The following is a 15,434-nucleotide window of genomic DNA, read 5'->3' as shown; positions in this document are numbered from 1 at the left end:
ACGTCGTCACGTCGTTTGTAGCCACCGTTCGTCGTCGCTCCGGCGGGTTTTTGAGGCTCGACGCCCCAGGGCGGCCATGACACTTGAGGACGCCGTTGCCGCTAAGGCCGAGGCTGCGCGCCGCGATCTGGCCGACCGCGGACCGGTCCTCGTTGCCTTCTCCGGAGGTGTCGACAGTGCCGTCGTCGCCGCGCTGGCACACGACGCGCTTGGGGACGACGCCGTCGCCTGCACTGCCAAGTCGGAGACGCTGCCCACCGCGGAGCTGAAGGACGCGACCCGCGTCGCTGAGGAAATCGGAATTCGCCACGAAATCACCTCCTTCTCTGAACTTGACGACCCGGCGTTCGTCGAGAACGACGGCGACCGCTGCTACCACTGCCGGTCGATGCGGCTCGCCGAGATGTTCGACGTCGCTCGCGAGCTAGGTATCGGGGTAGTCTGTGACGGGACAAATGCCGACGACCCCGGCGAGGGCCACCGGCCCGGACTCCGCGCGGTCGAAGAGCTGGATGCCTACTCGCCGCTGCTGGAACACGGGCTGACGAAGGCAGAGGTGCGGGCCGTCGCCGACGACTATGGACTGTCGGTGGCTGACAAACCCTCGATGGCGTGCCTCTCCTCGCGCATCCCAACAGGGCTTGATGTCACCGAGGAGCGGCTCACGCGTGTCGAGCAGGCAGAGACGCTGCTGCGGACGTGGGGGTTCGAGCAGTTCCGCGTGCGCGACCACGACGGGCTGGCGCGCATTGAGGTGGGAGAGGGGGAACTCGAGCGAGCGCTCGATGCCGACTTCGTGCGTGCAGCCCGCGAACACCTGCTTGACTGTGGCTTCGAGCACGTCACCCTCGATCTGGAGGGATACACGACCGGCTCCGTCTCCCCTGAGGGCGAAGACAGGGCCGAGAACGACAACGAGAGCGTCTCGGAGTCAGAGCTGCTCTCCACGGAGTACCCTTAGCGCCAGCCAGTCCGATTCTCCGCGCGGACAGTCGTGCCGCCGTCGTCATCGATAACCGTCGCACCGCAGTTGTCCTGTGACCCCGCTAGTACCGCGTCCGTCACGCTTAGCCCGCGGGCGTGGCCGACTAACATATAGATGGGACCACCATGGGTGACCAGCAGGAGGGTGCCGTCGGGGTGGGTCGCACAGAGTTGCTCGAAGCCGTCAACAACCCGCTCGGAGACGGCTGTAAGACTCTCGCCTGACTCAGGGGTGCGCTCGGCGGCAGCCGCGCCCGCCTCGCCCAGCCCGAACTCGGGGAACCGCTCGAACATCTCCTCGTAGGTGAGTCCCTGGTACATCCCGACATCGCGCTCGCGGAACGCCGCCCGTTCGGTGGCCGTCTCGTTGGGAAGGTGTGCAAGCACACGCTCCGTCGTCTCGCGGGTGCGAAACAGGTCGGAGGTGTAGACGGCGTCGAACCGGTACTCGTCGGCGAGCCACGCGCCGGCGGCGTCCGCCTGCTCGCGGCCCCGCTCGTCAAGTGGTACCGGTGCCCAACCCTGCATCCGGCCCTCGTGGTTCCATGCCGTCCGCCCGTGTCTGAGTGCGACGAGGGTCGTCACTGTCGGTCGAGAGCCGCGAGGTCGAACTCAAATGCGGCGACGGGTACCTCAAGATCGTGTTCTACGAGCACGCGCGGATGGAGTTCGCCAACGACGCCGGCAGCCTCGCCGTCAAGCCGTACTGTTGCAACTCGACCGTCGATGAACGACGGGTGGTCGGTCGGTGGCGTCTCAAGGTCGGCGCCGAACGCCGACGCGACCGACGTGAGCCGGGCCTTTGCGTCCTCGTAGGAGGCGTCCGGGCGGGCGAGCGCAGCCGCGACAGTGCGCCGCTCGGCGACGCCGGATGGCTCGTCGGGGTCGCGCTCGGCCGCGAACCCCACCTCCGCGAGGTCCTGCGGGTAACGGCGGTGGGTATTGTTCTCCAGCACCATCGCGAGCGACGGGAGCGCCCACGTCCGCAGCATCGTGTACTCGTCGCTGTACGGCTCCTCGATACTAACCGGGTCGCCACCGCCGAATGCGTCCGTTCCCGACTCAAGATCCATCCGCTCGTAGTTGTCGGGCTCGGAGATCATGTGGAAATTGAGCAGGTCCTCGAAACCAAGCCCGACGAGCGTGTTTCGAATCGCCCGCTCCAGCCGCGAGCGGTCGTGACGGCCGCCGACCGTCGACACATCTGGGTAGCGGGGCGCCAGTTCGTTGAACCCGTAGGCGCGACCGACATCGTCAACGAGGTCAACGGGGTGGAGTACGTCAACCCGGTAGGGCGGTACCGTCACCTCGTAGGTGTCGGTATCCGCGTCAGCGTCGAGCCCAGACCGCTCGAAGAGGTCGAGTACCTCCTCATGGGACAGGTCGACGCCCAGCGTTGTCTCGATGCGCTCGTGGCTCACTGTCTTCGTGCGTGTCTCGAGGTCAGGCCGAACAAGCGTCCGGTCGGGATATTCGATATCGACGGCCTCGACCCGGCCGCCGCGGGCGTCCAGCGCGTAACAGACGATGGCGAGCATCCGGTCGATGGTCCACTGGTCGGTGCCTGTCATCTCTACCAACAGGTCGCGGGAGCCCTCGTCGACCTCCGTCCGCCGACCGTTGATGACCGGCGGGAACGAGAACAGGCCGACATCGTCGTAGATGGCGGGGTAGCGGTCGTAGCCCGACACGAGGTCGGCGTAGGTGTCGCCGATGGGGTGGTCAGCCAGCACCTCCGCGGGCGTCATGTCGGTGTCGGCGTCCAGCGGGACGAATCGGTCGCCGTCTGGATCGATGCCGGTATAGGTGATGGTCTTGCCGGCGTCGCCGTCGGCGCCCGCTGACCGCCCCTTCAGCATCGCGAGGTCGTGGACGCCGATAGCTCCCTTCGCCCGCTTGCGGCCCATCGTCGCGTGAAGCTTCTCTTGAAGCTGGATGAGCGACTCCAGCTTCCCTTCGGTCATGTCGACGCCCCGGACAACGGCGGCGGTAACGCACGGGCGCGACTCGGGGACATCGGTCACCTCGACGGTCCACTCGGCGTCGTTTGTCGACGGGACGTAGACGCCGCGGTCGTCGCCGTACTGGTAGCGCAGCGACCGCGCGATGCCCTCGACACTTAGCCGGTCGAGCCGGTCAGGCGCGAATTCCAGCTCGAAGGCGCCCGCCTCCGTGCGGCCCTCGAACTCCAGCCCGAGCCCGAACAGATCCTCACGCAGCTCGTCATCGTTCTTCTCGTCGTGGCCGGTCAGCTCGCGCAGCTCGTCGGGGTCAACCTCAACGACTGGCATCAGGCAAGCACCTCCACGTTCCGCAGCAGGTCGAGGTCACACAGCGTCCCGTGGACGTCCCGGATGTCTTCGAAGCCGTACATCAGCATCAGCAGCCGCTCGAGGGCGAGCCCCCACGCCATCACGTCTGCCTCGACGCCCAGCGGCCGGAGTACCTCCTCGCGGAAGATGCCGGAGTTGCCGATCTCGACGGTTTCGCCCGTTTCCGGGTGGGTGCCGAACAGCTCGAAGCTGGGCTCCGTGTACGGATTGTAGTGGGGCTTGAACTCGATGTCAGTGATGCCGAACTGGCTGTAGAACTCCTCGAAGGTGCCCATCAGGTCACGGACCGACAGCTCCTCGGCCATCACCCATCCCTCGATTTGGAAGAACTCCAGCAGGTGGGTCGGATCGAGCGTGTCGTTCCGGTACACCTTCTCGACCGAGAAGTACCGCTGTGGCGGCTCCAGTTCGCCGATAGCCTCTCCAGAGAGATACCGCATCGACAGCGATGTGGTGTGGCCGCGCAGCGCCACCTCCCGGGCGAACGACTCCGACCACGGCGAGTGGTAGCCGTCACCGTCGGCGCCGACACCGTTGCGGTGGGCATCCTCGACGCGGGCCACGAGTTCCTCGGGTAGGTCGGCCATCGGCTCCGTGTCGAGCGTGAACCGGTCCCAGTGGGTGCGCGCCGGGTGGTCCTGCGGCATGAACAGCGCGTCATTGATCCAGAAGTCGGCGTCGGCGTGGGGACCCTCCATCTCCTTGAATCCCATCCCGACGAGGGTATCCTTCACTGCCTCGGCGGTCTGCCGGAGGATGTGTGTCCGGCCGCCGGTCACGGGGTCGGCGTCGGCCTCAACGTTGTAGTCGGCGAACTCCACGTCGGCCCACTCACCGGAGGTGAGCAGCTCGGGGGTGAGCTGACCCACCGTCTCGGCCCGCTCGATACCCTCCATCAACGCCGTCACACCGTCGTCGGTAAGGGTGACCGCCCGCTCCGTCTGCTCAGTCCGGTCGACAAGTCCCCGCTCGACGAGCCGGTCGATGGCGTCGGCATCGGCGTCCTCGCCGGCCGCGACCGCCGCCAGCGCAGCCGCCTCGGGGTCGGCGTTGGGGTCGGCATCGGGGTCGACCGACAGTTTTCCGTCGCCGATATCGCCGAGTCCCTTGCGCGCGAAGTTCGACAGAGCGATATCGACCGACTCCAGCTCAAGCGAGCCGAGCAGCCGGCCGAGTTCGACCGGCTCATCTGTAGCATCGGCGTCGCGGGCCGCCCGGTAGAGCCGGAGCTCCGGGAGTCCGACCTCCCGGTAGCGGCGCCCCTCATCGGTGAGCGAGAGCCGCTCGTTAGTGCGCTCCTCAAGGGCAACCAGCCCCTCGTCGGCGAGTTCGAACGCCGCCCGCGTGAGCGACTCGGGCTTTTCACCAGTCTCCTCGGCGAGCGATGCGAGCGTCCTCGTGTCGGTCGCGCTCGCCGCCTCGAGCAGCGCGACCTGCGTTGCGGGTAGCTTCATTGCGTCTGGGTGGGTGCGTCCGTCAGTTAGCGGTTCCGACTCCGAGTCGGCCGGTTTCTGCGAGCACGGTGCCCGCGTCCGCTGGCCGTCAAGCGTCAAAAAAGAAGCCGAACCCCGGGGTGGCGGTCGCTCGACGCGCGGCGCGTCCGGCACGGGATTCGGATGCCATACCCGGTCGCTGGCCCGGCGCGCGCAAAAACGTTTGGCCGGTCAGGCGACGTGACGCTCCGCGAGCGGCTCTCCGCGCTCGAACCGGCCGCGGTCGAGGGCGGAAATGTCTACGAGCGACACCGCGCCATCGAGACACAGTTGGGCGACGATGCGGCCCGTTGCGGGCGCGTGCTGGAAGCCGTGGCCCGAGAAGCCGGCGGCCGTGACGACGCCCGGCCGCGATACCTCGACGATAGGGTGGTCGTCGGGAGTGACAGCGTAACAGCCGGCCCAGCCGCGCCGCACCCGGCTGTCCGGGCCGAAGTAGCCGGCCGTCTCACCGGCCCGTTCGACGGCCGTCGCCGCCCACTCGAGATCGAGCCCAGTGTCGACGGCGTCGGGGTCAACGTCGGGGTCCGTCGCCGAGAACTTCCCGCCGACAAGCGCGTTGCCGTCCCGCTCCGGCCGGAAATACGACCCGGAGTCGAGGTCGACCGTTAGCGGCACCGACTCAGGGACAGACGTCGACGGCTCCACGACGGCGACTTGCCGACGCTTCGGGGCGATGGGCAACTCGATGTCTGCGAGCCGGCCGACTCGGCGGGCCCACGCGCCGGCTGCGTTGACGAGAACGTCCGCTGACAGCCGCCCGTCGGGCGTTCGGACGGTTACATCTGCGCACGGTCCGTCGCCGCCGGCCTCGACGGCTATGTCGGTGATGGGCGTCCCGGTCCGGACGTCGACGCCCGCCTTGCGGGCGGCCGTCGCGTACCCCTGCAGGGCGAGGTGCGGGTCGGCGAATCCATCGGTCGGGGCATACGACGCCGCAGTGTAGCGGTCGACACACAGTTCCGGACAGTGCTCGCGGGCCGTCACAGGGTCGAGCAGCTGGCTTTCCGCGCCGGCCGACCGCTGGATGGAGATGGCCTCGCGCAGCGAGTCGGCCGTCTCCGGGTCGCGCGCGAGGAAGAGATACCCCGGCTGGCGGTGGGCGATGTCGATCCCGAAGCGCGACTCGAAGGATTCCCACACCTCGAGAGACGCCAGCGACAGTTCGACGTTGACCCGCGTCGAGAACTGCGTGCGGATGCCGCCGACAGACCGCTCCGTATTGCCGGCGCCCAGCCGGCCGGCCTCGCAGACGACCACCTCGGCGTCTCGCTCGGCGAGCGCATGGGCGGCCGCCAGTCCGACGATTCCGCCCCCACATACGACGGCGCGCATACGCGACCCGGGGGACGGGGAGCAAAGAGGGTTCGGGCAGCCGATTAGTCCCGCCGACGCGGACTTTCGATGTCGATGTCCAGCTGTTCAAGCATCGGGCGGACCTCCTCGCGCTTCTCTTGATGATTGGCGAGAAACTCCCGCATCAGCTCGGCAGCCTGCTCCTTGCAGCTGCCACAGAGCCGCCCGCCGCCGACGCACTCCTCGTACACTTCAGCGGCGAGCTCGTCGTCCTCGCCGGCCAGCAGGTAGGTGTACAGCTCGTAGACAGGACACTCATCGGCCTTCCCCCCAAGCTCGCGCTGCTTCTCGGCCGTTTCGCGGCCACCTGTGGTCGCCGCTTGCACCTTCTGGTACCCGTCCTCAGGGTCATCGAGCAGCGAGATATGGCTGGCCGGTACCGACGAGGACATTTTCCCGCCCGTCAGCCCGGTCATGAACCGGTGGTAGATAGAGGAGGGCGGCCGGAACCCGTAGCCGCCGTGGTCGAGCTCTACCTCGCGGGCCAGCTCCTCGGCGGCCGCCCGGTCGAGGTCGAAGGCGTCGACGTGGCCTTCGAAGACACGCTTTTCGCCATCGACGGCCTCAATGAGCGCTTCGAACGCCTCTTCGGTCGCATTGCGGTCGAGGAATCGTACCCTGGGACGGAGCGGCTCCTTGCCGGCGTTGTCGAGCTTGTCAACGACGGAGCTTCCGGCCTCGCCGGCGTGATGCTCCCGGAGGTAGTCGGCGGCTTCGCCACAGCGGACGTCGGCGTCGTCGCCGCCGAGTGCCTCGTATGCCTCGCGAGCGAGTACACGCTCCTCAGGATCGGCCTCGAAGCTAGCGTACGCCTCCGTCACGCCGAAGTAGCGAGTCCGAGCGGCCAAATCACGCGCGAATCGGACGTGGGGATCTTGGTCGGGGCCGACCGGAATGACTGTCGGCTTCGGCTGGTCAAGCTGCGGGTAGAGGATATCGGCCATCTGGGTGAGGACGCTTTGCATATGCGAGACATTCGTCTCGCCGTCGAATCCATACAGCGCCTGCAGTTCCGAGAAGTTCGCCTCCGCGCCGAGCTCAAACGCGAGGTCTTGGAGCCGGCGGTTACCCGACTGGCGGTATATCTCCCCCTCGTCAGGGTCGAAGCCAAGCGCGAGAAGCGATAGCAGGTACTCGCGAGTATGCTCGTCGATTTCCCGCCACGAGAGCCCGCGGGCGGCGTTTGCCTCAAGATCAGCCACTAGTGCGTGGGCATCGCCGCCCTGCTCTTGATGATAGACAATCTCGTCTATCATCAGCTTGTGACCGATGTGTGGGTCACCAGTGGGCATCCAGCCGGAGAGGACAGCAAACGGGTCACCCTCGCGCATCGCGCGAGCGACCGGCTCGTAGTCGCGATGGCCGAATATGACTCCCCGACGCATCAGGTAGTGGGGGTTGGGTATCTCTGGGAGGACGGCGTCGAATTTTTCGATGCCGAACTGCTCGAACAGTTTCCGGTAATCGGAGACGGTCGCGGAGCCCCACGGGTCAAGGGTAACGTCGTCGGCCCCAGCTGTCCCCCCGTCGGTCATCGAGTCGCTGGAGGGTGTCTCACCCGCCTCGTGGCCGTCCTCGGACATGTACGCCCGGTCGGGCGGGTTCGCGCAAAAAGGGTTCGCTTGCCCCGGGACAGCTCACGGCGTAAGCCGGCGGGCCACTAGCCAGTCGACGTCTGGGCCGGTCCCGAGGTCGGCGACCCGGCCCTCGGTCAACGCGAAAGCCATCTCTTTGCGGACACCGTGAGCGAGCCGGACATCCAGCGATAGTTCCCGCGGCTGAAACGTGTGGTCAGGCGAGAGCACGCGCACCAGCCGCTCGGAATGGCCCACGTCGTCGACCGACGAGACGGCGGCGTACGTCCGGAAGTCGGCGCCGAACTTGAACCCCGTCTTGGGAACGACCCCACGGGCTCGCAGGCTGGCGTAGACGGCGAGCCGACGGTCGAACCGCTCACCTTCTGCTTCACGGCCCCGCGTGAGGATGGCTTCACGGCCCGCCGGCATTAACAGCGCGTCACAGTCGGCGAGATACGCTGCCTCAACGAGCGACAACTGGAGCGCGTCGCAGTTCTCGCCCATGGGCTGGCCATAAAATCCCTCGTCGTGAAGCGCCGCCGGCGGCTCCCAGACGAGTACGCGGTCCTCCAGCAGCACCGCCTCGGCCTCGTGGTCAGTCGACGTCGGCGCCGTCCCAGATACCTCCGGCCGGACCGTCTCAAGATACGTCAACTCGGACTCTTCATCAACGACAGCCAGCACGACATCGCCCAGCGCGCTCGCAGCGATAGGTTCCTGCTCTGCGACGACCCGCACCCGGTAGGCGACGGCGTCGTCCCATGGCCCGTCACCTCGCGGGTAGACGATGAAGTCGACGCCCGCTGGCGAATCCACCCAACCCTCGCGGGCGGGCGTGAGGTAGAATCCTCGGTCACGGAGGTCTTTGTAGACGAGGAACCGTGAGGCAAGCCCGTCCGCGTTCTCAAGAAACGCGCGAAATCCCATCCCGTCGACGGTGTCGAGGTCACCGCGATAGAGGAGGTGGGCCGCCTCGACGCGGGAGAGATGGAGGCCGCCGTTGACAGGGTGGCCGTAGCCGCGGGCGTCGTAGAACCGCTCGCGGCCCCGCTCTCCGAGACGAACGCGGTCACCCTCAACGTGTGCTTGCATGTCCGGGTCCGAGGGAGCGACCGGCAAAAACCTACGGAGATGAGCACGCGGGGGAGACAGTGGCCGTCGACAGGCGGTAGGGGTAAATCGTCGGTTACTGTCGGGGTGGTGAGGCGGGTGAGCCATGTGGCCGGCCGGTAACCAGAAACGTTACTGATACTGTGCCGTTCGGCCTCTGGAGGCAGACAACACAACGCGCTTCTCGTCGGAGACGCCCGCTTCAATGTGGTAGTGTAGTTGCCGGGCGGGCTGCGCGTGCTGTCGCGCGCCGTATAGGCGCAACTCCATAATTCAATCTTCGTCTACGAGCCGCTCCTTCTCGGCTCGCGAGAGCGACTTCACCTCGTGTTCACGCGAGAGTGCCGCACCCTTCTCGGCGAAGGACTCAGTATAGACGAGTTCGGCCGGCGTGCGCCCACGAGTGTACTTTGCGCCGTCGCCAGCGTTGTGTTCTGCGACACGCCGCTCAGGATCGGTAGTGTACCCGGTGTAGTAGGTGTCGTCGGCACACCGCAGGACATACACGTAGTGCCTTTCGCTCATCGGCACGTAGAGAGGGCACCCCTGTGGTTAAGGGGCAATGCTCCGCGGTCAGAGGCGTGACTCGTACGCACGCTCCCGTGATACTTCGGCGATTCCGGCGTTCGCCGAGCAGTTGGGACAGGCCCGGAGTTCGCCGCGCTCATCGGCGAAGACGCGAGCGAACCGGTCAGAGACGTGCGCGTCACAGTGGTCACACGTGGGCATGGATGACCGACACGGCGGTGCCGCATCGGTAGTGATATATGAGAACTTGACACACATATACCTCTCGCCGTCCCTCACTCCTCGCTGCGTCCAGCGGCGACAGCGCGAGCGACGAGCCCCGCCTGCGCACCCGCTACGAACCCCGCGTCAATGTTGACCACCGATAACGGCGTGCACGACTGGAGCATCCCGTCGAGGGCCGCCTCGCCCGCGCCGGCGTGGCCGTAGCCGTTCGACACTGGAAGCCCGACCACGGGTGCGTCGACCAGTCCCGCGACGACGGTTGGTAACGCCCCCTCGCGGCCGGCCGCGACCACGAGTACGTCCGGCTCGCGGAGCCGCTCGAGCGCGTCGAATAGCCGGTGGATGCCGGCTACGCCGACATCGTCTATACGGTCAACAACCAACCCCATCTCGCGAGCGACGACGGCTGCCTCGCCAGCCGGTCCTGCGTCGGAAGTCCCCGCAGTCACGACGCCCACAGATGCATCGAGGTCAGGCCGCTCGAAGTCGGAGGCGTGGACGACAACGGTACCTGCCCGCGGGTTGGTGTCGATTGTCGCGGCAGGGAACTCGTCGGCGACCGCCTCGGTAACAGCCGTCGTCGTCGCATCGTCGGCGCGTGTGACGAGTGCGCGGCCAGTGGCCGCGACAGCATCAAGCGCGAGCGCCGCCACCTCGGCGGTTGTTTTCCCGTCCGTAATGATACCCTCCGGAATACCAGTCCTGGCGACGCGGGCGGCGTCGAATCGGCCGGCTTCGCCCGTGACGTAGCCGCGGAGTTGCGTCTCAGCCGCGGCGGGCGAGATGTCACCGTCCGCGACCCGCTGGAGTAAATCGCGCATACCCGGTTGTCAGACTCGGGCGCCGAGGGTCTATCGGGTCGAACCGGTCGTGTACGCGGTGCGCACGAGAGCCGGCAATCGTGCCCGGTTCTCACAGAGAAAACGACCGCGAGAGGCGCCCTACCGCCGGCGAAACGGGAAAGTATATAAGCCACCTCGGAATACGTCGTCTCGTATGGCAGACCTGATCGTCAAGGCCGCAGTGAAGGAAGCGCTCGATGATATGAACGTCGCGTCGGACTTTTACGACGCGCTCGACGAGGAGGTCGACGAACTCCTCGAGGACGCGGCACGACGCGCCGACGCGAACGACCGGAAGACGGTCCAGCCGCGCGACCTGTAACGCGGACGACGACCCTTCGTTTCTTCGTGTGTCAACCATCGACCTGTGAGCCACGCGTGTTTCCTCATGCTCTCACGTCTCGCCGTCCCGCACCTCCACACCGTCCTCGTGGCCAACGAAAACGGTGTCTGCAAGACCAACAAACAGGCCGTGCTCAACGATGCCGGGAATTGCCGAAAGCTCCGCCTCAAGGCTAGCAGGATCCGCCAGCGGGCCGAACGAGCAGTCGAGCACGAGATTGCCGTCGTCGGTGACGACGGGGCCGTCCTTCCGCTCTGCAGCCCGCAAGGTCGGCTTGCCGTCAAGCGCGCGCACCCTGTCGGCGACGACTGGCCGTGCCTCAGGTAACACTGCAAGCGTCACCGGCCCTGTTAGCGTTTCCGTGAGTTTCGTCGGGTCAGCGACCACCAGCAATTTCGCGGCGGCCGCATCGACGTACTTCTCGCGAGCGTGTGCGGCTCCGCCCCCCTTCAGTAGGTCGAACCCTCGCTCGGAAGCAGCCACCTCGTCGGCACCATCGATAGCAACGTCCGGCCGAGCATCCGCCAGCGAGGTGAGCGGCACGCCCGCCTCGCGGGCCACCTCTCGAGCCGCGGCCGATGTGGGAATTCCCGCGATATCAAGACCGGCGTCGACCGCCCGCCCGAGTGCGCGAATCGCATGTGCGGCTGTACTCCCCGTCCCGAGGCCGACCACTTGCCCGTCCGTGACGCGGTCGGCGGCGGCCTCACCTGCCCGTCGCTTCGCCGCATCAGAGCCGCCGGTTCGTTTCATACCCGGGGGTGAGGGGCCGGCGAGGAAAATCCCTCGCCCGGCGACCGGAGGTACTTGAACCGCGAGCCGCTATCAGGACATATGACCGAGTGTCTGTTCTGCGACAGCGAGGTGGAAGCGCACGACCCGGTATACGCCGAGCATGACGACGACCACTATCCGTTCTGTAACTGGGCATGTCTCAAGCAGTACATCGACCGTGAGGACTTAGCGACCGGTGCCTGCTGCGAGTGGACTCCCGCCTAAGAACGCGCTGTGACGCAGACACGACCACCGGGGGCAGGAACACTCCTGCTCGCAGGCACAGGTGAACGCCTCGGCACGGCCGTCGCGCGCCGCTTCCACGAGGCCGGCTGGTCGGTCGCGCTCGTCGCCCGCTCCGGCGACATCGTCGACCCGCTAGCGTCCGATCTCGACCGTGCAGTGGCACTACGCGGCGATGTGACCGACGCCGACGATATCGACCGGATTGTCGCAGAGACGCGGGCGATGTTCGGCAGCGTCGACTGTCTCGTCTGCAACGCCAGCGCGGGCGGCGGCGCCCCAGTTGGTGAGGCGACTCCGGCGTCGTTCGAACGAGTGTGGCGAATCCGGGCGCTTGGTTCGTTCCTGCTTGTGCGGGCGTGTCTTGAGGATTTGCAGGCCAACGGGACAGTGCTGTTCTCAGGGACAACGTACGCTTCAGAGCCGGCTGTTGAGCAGGTCGAGTGGGCTAGCGGCGCAGCGGCGACGCGCGGGTTCGCCGAGACGCTGGCAGCCGGTGACCTCAATGCGACGTATATCGAGATAGCCGCGGCGCTCCGTCCGCCAGACAGCAACTTTCCAGGCGCTATCGGCGTCGATACCGTCGCCAACCGATATCTCACCCTCGCGGAGTCAGACGACCCGCCTGGACTGATCCGAATCGACCCACCGGAGTGAGAAAGTCGACGCACAGAGTTTTGCCTGCGCCGCCGGAGAGGTCGGCATGTTCGGAACAAGCGGCGTCCGCGGGCCGGTCGGCGAGAAGGTGACCGCGGCGCTCGCGCTGGCCGTCGGACGGGCCGTCGGGACAGAACTGCGGGCGCGGGACGACCCACGCCGGGTTGTCGTCGGCCGGGACACCCGTGAGTCGGGTGAACTGCTGGTTGATGCGCTCGCGGCCGGTCTGCGCGAGACGGGCGCGGACGTACACGACGCCGGCGTGGCGAGCACGCCGACGGTCGCCCGCGCCGTCAGGTGGGAGTCGGCCGGTGCCGGCGCCGTCGTGACCGCGAGTCATAATCCGGCACCGGACAACGGTATCAAACTCTGGCAACCGAGCGGCCAGGCGTTCGACGCCGACCGCCGTGCAGCCGTCGAGCAGCGCGTTGAGGCGAACGACTACGCGCTTGAGTCGTGGGATGGCCTCGGCGAGCGGACCGACGCGTCGGTGGCCGATAACCACGTGACCCGGCTGGTCGATCGGACGCCCGACGTGGGCGACCTCAGCGTCGTCGTGGATATCGGCAACGGGGCAGGCACGGTGACAGCGACAGCGCTGACGGAGCTTGGTTGCGAGGTGGAGACATTGAACGCCCAGCCGGACGGATCCTTTCCCGGCCGACCCTCGGAGCCGACGGCAGATAACTGCGCGTCGCTCTCAGCACTGGTGGGAAACTCACCGGCCGACATCGGGGTAGCACACGACGGCGACGCCGACCGGCTACGCGCCGTGGCTGCCGACGGCACCTTCTTGTCGGGAGACGCGATGCTGGCGCTGTTCGCGGCCGAGGCAGCAGAGCAAGCGACCGTTGACGAGCCACGGGTCGCAGTGCCCGTCGATACAAGCCTGGCGGTCGAAGATTACCTCGCTGAGCGGGGAGTAACCGTCGAGCGGACACGTGTGGGCGATGTCCACGTGGCCGCCGCGGCAACCGATCCGGCGGTCGTTTTCGGCGGGGAGCCGTCGGGCACCTGGATATGGCCCGACGAGACGCTTTGTCCTGACGGCGCATACGCAGCCTGCCAGCTGGTCGCGCTTGCGGCCGAGCAACCACTGACCGAGCGCGTCGCAGCCGTTCCCGCCTATCCAATCCGCCGCGACTCGGTGGCTGTCGAGGACAAGTCGGCTGTCATCACCCGGATCCGCGAGCGGGTCGCCGAGACGTACGACGAGACGGATGTGTCGACGCTCGACGGTGTCCGTGTTGAGACCGAAGACGGCTGGTTTCTGGTGCGGGCAAGCGGTACTCAACCGTTAGCGCGAATTACCGCAGAGGCACGCAGCGAGCGACGCGCTGAGGAGCTGTTCGATACCGCACGCCAACTCGTTCGGGAGTAATCAGGTACGTCGGGTGGACCGGGCCTCACGCACATCTGCGCCGTCGCGAATCTTATCCTCACACTGTGGACAGACGCGGGGTTCGTCGATGCCGTTCGGTGTGAAGACACGCGCGTACGCTGCAGTTACGAACGAACCGCAGTTCTGGCATTCCGGCATACCCTATGACACGTCATCACTCATAATAATGATACTGTGGTTACCGATAACACACCGGCATTAATCACCGGTTTACCGACCAGACCGCTTTGTGTGGTCAGCACATACATCTAGACATGTCACGAACGGTAGTAATTGCCGGGGTCGGCCCCGGGCTGGGAGCGTCGCTTGCCCGCCGCTTCGACAGCGAGGGCTGTGCTGTTGGGCTGTTCGCCCGCTCGCACGCGTTCATCGAGGATCTAGCCGAGGAGTTATCAGAGGCCGTCGCGGCCACGGTTGACGTCAGCGACCCAGCCGATATTGAGGCAGGATTCCAAACGGTCCGAGAGGCGCTCGGGCCCGTTGATGTGCTGGTGTTCAACGCCAGTAGCGCGCCATGGAAGGGAGCACTCGACGTCGATCCCGACGAGTTTGATCGCGCACTCGACACGAACGTCCGTGGCGCGCTCTACTGTGTTCAAGAGGCAGTGCCGGACATGCGCGAGGCCGGCGAGGGAACAGTTATCTTTACCGGCGCAACCACCTCGGTCCGGGGTCGAGAGGGGGCGATAGGGTTCTCCGCGGCAAAATTCGGCGCTCGCGGCATGGCCGAGTCGATGGCGCGAGAGCTCGGGTCCGAGGGGATTCACGTCGCACACGTCGTCGTTGACGGGGGGATCCTGCCGCCGAACCGCGAGATCACCGATCCCGAGGCATACCTCGACCCCGACGCCGTCGCCGACAGCTACTGGCATCTCGTCGAGCAGGACCGTTCGGCGTGGACGCTTGAACTCGACCTGCGACCCTACGTCGAGGAGTTCTGAACTCCCTGTGAGGTCACTCCTCCGGATCAGCCCACTCCTCGCGCAGCAACGAGTAGCGGTACTGGTCGGTCATCCGACCGTCCGGCCGGGGATTCTCGTGACGTAGCAGCCCGTCGCACTGGCCGCCATTAGCGACAACGTACGACTCCACCATCTGTCGGGAGGCGTCGTTACCGGCGGCGTGCGTGCTCACCCATGCGCCAAGGCCGAGCCGGTCAAAGGCAAGTTCAAGCAGCGCCTCAGCCCGCTCGGTGCCGTAGCCGCGGCCCTGCTGTGGCTCGGTGATGACGACACCCGCACCCGCCCGGTCGCGGTCCCATTCCGGATTGAATCGAGTGAGACCAATCAGGTCGCCGGCGGCAGGTTCGCCTGCCAGTGGCCGGATGCCGTACGCCGCTGTCTCGGCATCAGCCCAGTCTGACTCACAGGCTGCGAGGAACTCGCGGACTGCACCGGCGTGGTCGAAGTCGAACCATGGCATGTTCTCCGCCGTGGCCGTCTGCCAGCCGTCAGTCCGTGAGAGGTCGTACAGTGCCGTTGTATCGGCCGTCGTCAGTTGTGACAGCGCGAGCCGCTCCGTCTCGATGCGCTCGGGGAATAGTCCGTGACTCACGCCAACAGCTCAG

17 protein-coding genes are annotated in these 15,434 nt (G+C 66.5%); 6 read left to right on the top strand and 11 right to left on the bottom strand.

The genetic code is table 11. The features are described 5' to 3' along the window. Window positions 1-76 precede the first annotated feature (76 nt). Window positions 77-961 carry an ATP-dependent sacrificial sulfur transferase LarE gene (gene larE, locus ABEJ63_RS02765; RefSeq protein ID WP_375794820.1) on the top strand — a complete coding sequence of 295 codons (885 nt, stop codon included), beginning with the start codon at window positions 77-79 and terminating at the stop codon, window positions 959-961. Here larE and ABEJ63_RS02760 read toward each other — a convergent pair. From ABEJ63_RS02760 to larB, 9 genes are all read right to left on the bottom strand, one after another. Further along, window positions 958-1,569 (bottom strand): histidine phosphatase family protein, encoded by a 612-nt coding sequence (locus tag ABEJ63_RS02760; RefSeq protein ID WP_375794819.1) that lies wholly within the window; start codon window positions 1,567-1,569, stop codon window positions 958-960. The genes larE and ABEJ63_RS02760 overlap by 4 nt on opposite strands. After that, window positions 1,566-3,275, bottom strand: a complete 1,710-nt coding sequence (gene pheT / locus ABEJ63_RS02755) for a phenylalanine--tRNA ligase subunit beta (protein ID WP_375794818.1) — start codon at window positions 3,273-3,275, stop codon at window positions 1,566-1,568. Before pheT ends, ABEJ63_RS02760 begins: the two co-directional genes overlap by 4 nt. After that, the gene (locus tag ABEJ63_RS02750; RefSeq protein ID WP_375794817.1) at window positions 3,275-4,771 is read right to left on the bottom strand and encodes a phenylalanine--tRNA ligase subunit alpha; all 1,497 of its coding nucleotides are present in this window, start codon (window positions 4,769-4,771) and stop codon (window positions 3,275-3,277) included. Before ABEJ63_RS02750 ends, pheT begins: the two co-directional genes overlap by 1 nt. A gap of 210 nt (window positions 4,772-4,981) precedes the next feature. Further along, window positions 4,982-6,145 (bottom strand): NAD(P)/FAD-dependent oxidoreductase, encoded by a 1,164-nt coding sequence (locus tag ABEJ63_RS02745; protein ID WP_375794816.1) that lies wholly within the window; start codon window positions 6,143-6,145, stop codon window positions 4,982-4,984. A gap of 44 nt (window positions 6,146-6,189) precedes the next feature. Then, entirely contained in the window at window positions 6,190-7,749 is a 1,560-nt protein-coding gene (locus ABEJ63_RS02740) for a tryptophan--tRNA ligase (protein ID WP_375794815.1), read from the bottom strand. A 54-nt stretch (window positions 7,750-7,803) separates the two neighbouring features. Continuing rightward, window positions 7,804-8,835, bottom strand: coding sequence for a tRNA-intron lyase (gene endA, locus ABEJ63_RS02735; RefSeq protein ID WP_375794814.1), 1,032 nt, complete (start codon window positions 8,833-8,835; stop codon window positions 7,804-7,806). Between the two features lie 291 nt (window positions 8,836-9,126). Further along, window positions 9,127-9,378 (bottom strand): GIY-YIG nuclease family protein, encoded by a 252-nt coding sequence (locus ABEJ63_RS02730; protein WP_375794813.1) that lies wholly within the window; start codon window positions 9,376-9,378, stop codon window positions 9,127-9,129. 48 nt (window positions 9,379-9,426) lie between these two features. Then, a complete protein-coding gene (locus ABEJ63_RS02725) occupies window positions 9,427-9,582 on the bottom strand; it encodes a hypothetical protein (RefSeq protein WP_375794812.1) in 156 nt (51 codons plus the stop codon). Between the two features lie 74 nt (window positions 9,583-9,656). Then, window positions 9,657-10,427, bottom strand: coding sequence for a nickel pincer cofactor biosynthesis protein LarB (gene larB, locus ABEJ63_RS02720; RefSeq protein WP_375794811.1), 771 nt, complete (start codon window positions 10,425-10,427; stop codon window positions 9,657-9,659). Between the two features lie 175 nt (window positions 10,428-10,602). On the opposite strand from larB, the gene ABEJ63_RS02715 reads away from it, so the two are divergent. Further along, window positions 10,603-10,770: a DUF1931 domain-containing protein gene (locus ABEJ63_RS02715; RefSeq protein ID WP_375794810.1), complete on the top strand. Its 168-nt coding sequence runs from the start codon at window positions 10,603-10,605 to the stop codon at window positions 10,768-10,770. A 72-nt stretch (window positions 10,771-10,842) separates the two neighbouring features. Here the strand turns inward: ABEJ63_RS02715 and rpiA are convergent, their stop codons facing one another. Then, a complete protein-coding gene (gene rpiA, locus ABEJ63_RS02710) occupies window positions 10,843-11,544 on the bottom strand; it encodes a ribose-5-phosphate isomerase RpiA (RefSeq protein ID WP_375794809.1) in 702 nt (233 codons plus the stop codon). Between the two features lie 81 nt (window positions 11,545-11,625). Here rpiA and ABEJ63_RS02705 point away from each other — a divergent pair, with 81 nt between their 5' ends. The 4 genes from ABEJ63_RS02705 to ABEJ63_RS02690 all read left to right on the top strand — a co-directional run bounded on the left by ABEJ63_RS02705 (window position 11,626) and on the right by ABEJ63_RS02690 (window position 14,808). Next, entirely contained in the window at window positions 11,626-11,790 is a 165-nt protein-coding gene (locus ABEJ63_RS02705; protein WP_375794808.1) for a hypothetical protein, read from the top strand. 9 nt (window positions 11,791-11,799) lie between these two features. Beyond that, the gene (locus ABEJ63_RS02700) at window positions 11,800-12,465 is read left to right on the top strand and encodes an SDR family oxidoreductase (RefSeq protein WP_375794807.1); all 666 of its coding nucleotides are present in this window, start codon (window positions 11,800-11,802) and stop codon (window positions 12,463-12,465) included. Between the two features lie 46 nt (window positions 12,466-12,511). Next, a complete protein-coding gene (gene glmM / locus ABEJ63_RS02695; RefSeq protein WP_375794806.1) occupies window positions 12,512-13,846 on the top strand; it encodes a phosphoglucosamine mutase in 1,335 nt (444 codons plus the stop codon). A 275-nt stretch (window positions 13,847-14,121) separates the two neighbouring features. After that, entirely contained in the window at window positions 14,122-14,808 is a 687-nt protein-coding gene (locus ABEJ63_RS02690) for an SDR family NAD(P)-dependent oxidoreductase (protein ID WP_375794805.1), read from the top strand. Between the two features lie 13 nt (window positions 14,809-14,821). Here ABEJ63_RS02690 and ABEJ63_RS02685 read toward each other — a convergent pair whose 3' ends face one another. Beyond that, complete coding sequence (locus ABEJ63_RS02685; protein ID WP_375794804.1) at window positions 14,822-15,421, bottom strand: GNAT family N-acetyltransferase; 600 nt, start codon at window positions 15,419-15,421, stop codon at window positions 14,822-14,824. Window positions 15,422-15,434 lie beyond the last annotated feature (13 nt).

Origin of the sequence: Halosegnis sp. (genome assembly GCF_042216475.1) — an archaeon.
In the GTDB taxonomy this organism is placed as follows: domain Archaea; phylum Halobacteriota; class Halobacteria; order Halobacteriales; family Haloarculaceae; genus Halosegnis.
This window is presented reverse-complemented; position numbering and strand designations above follow the sequence as displayed.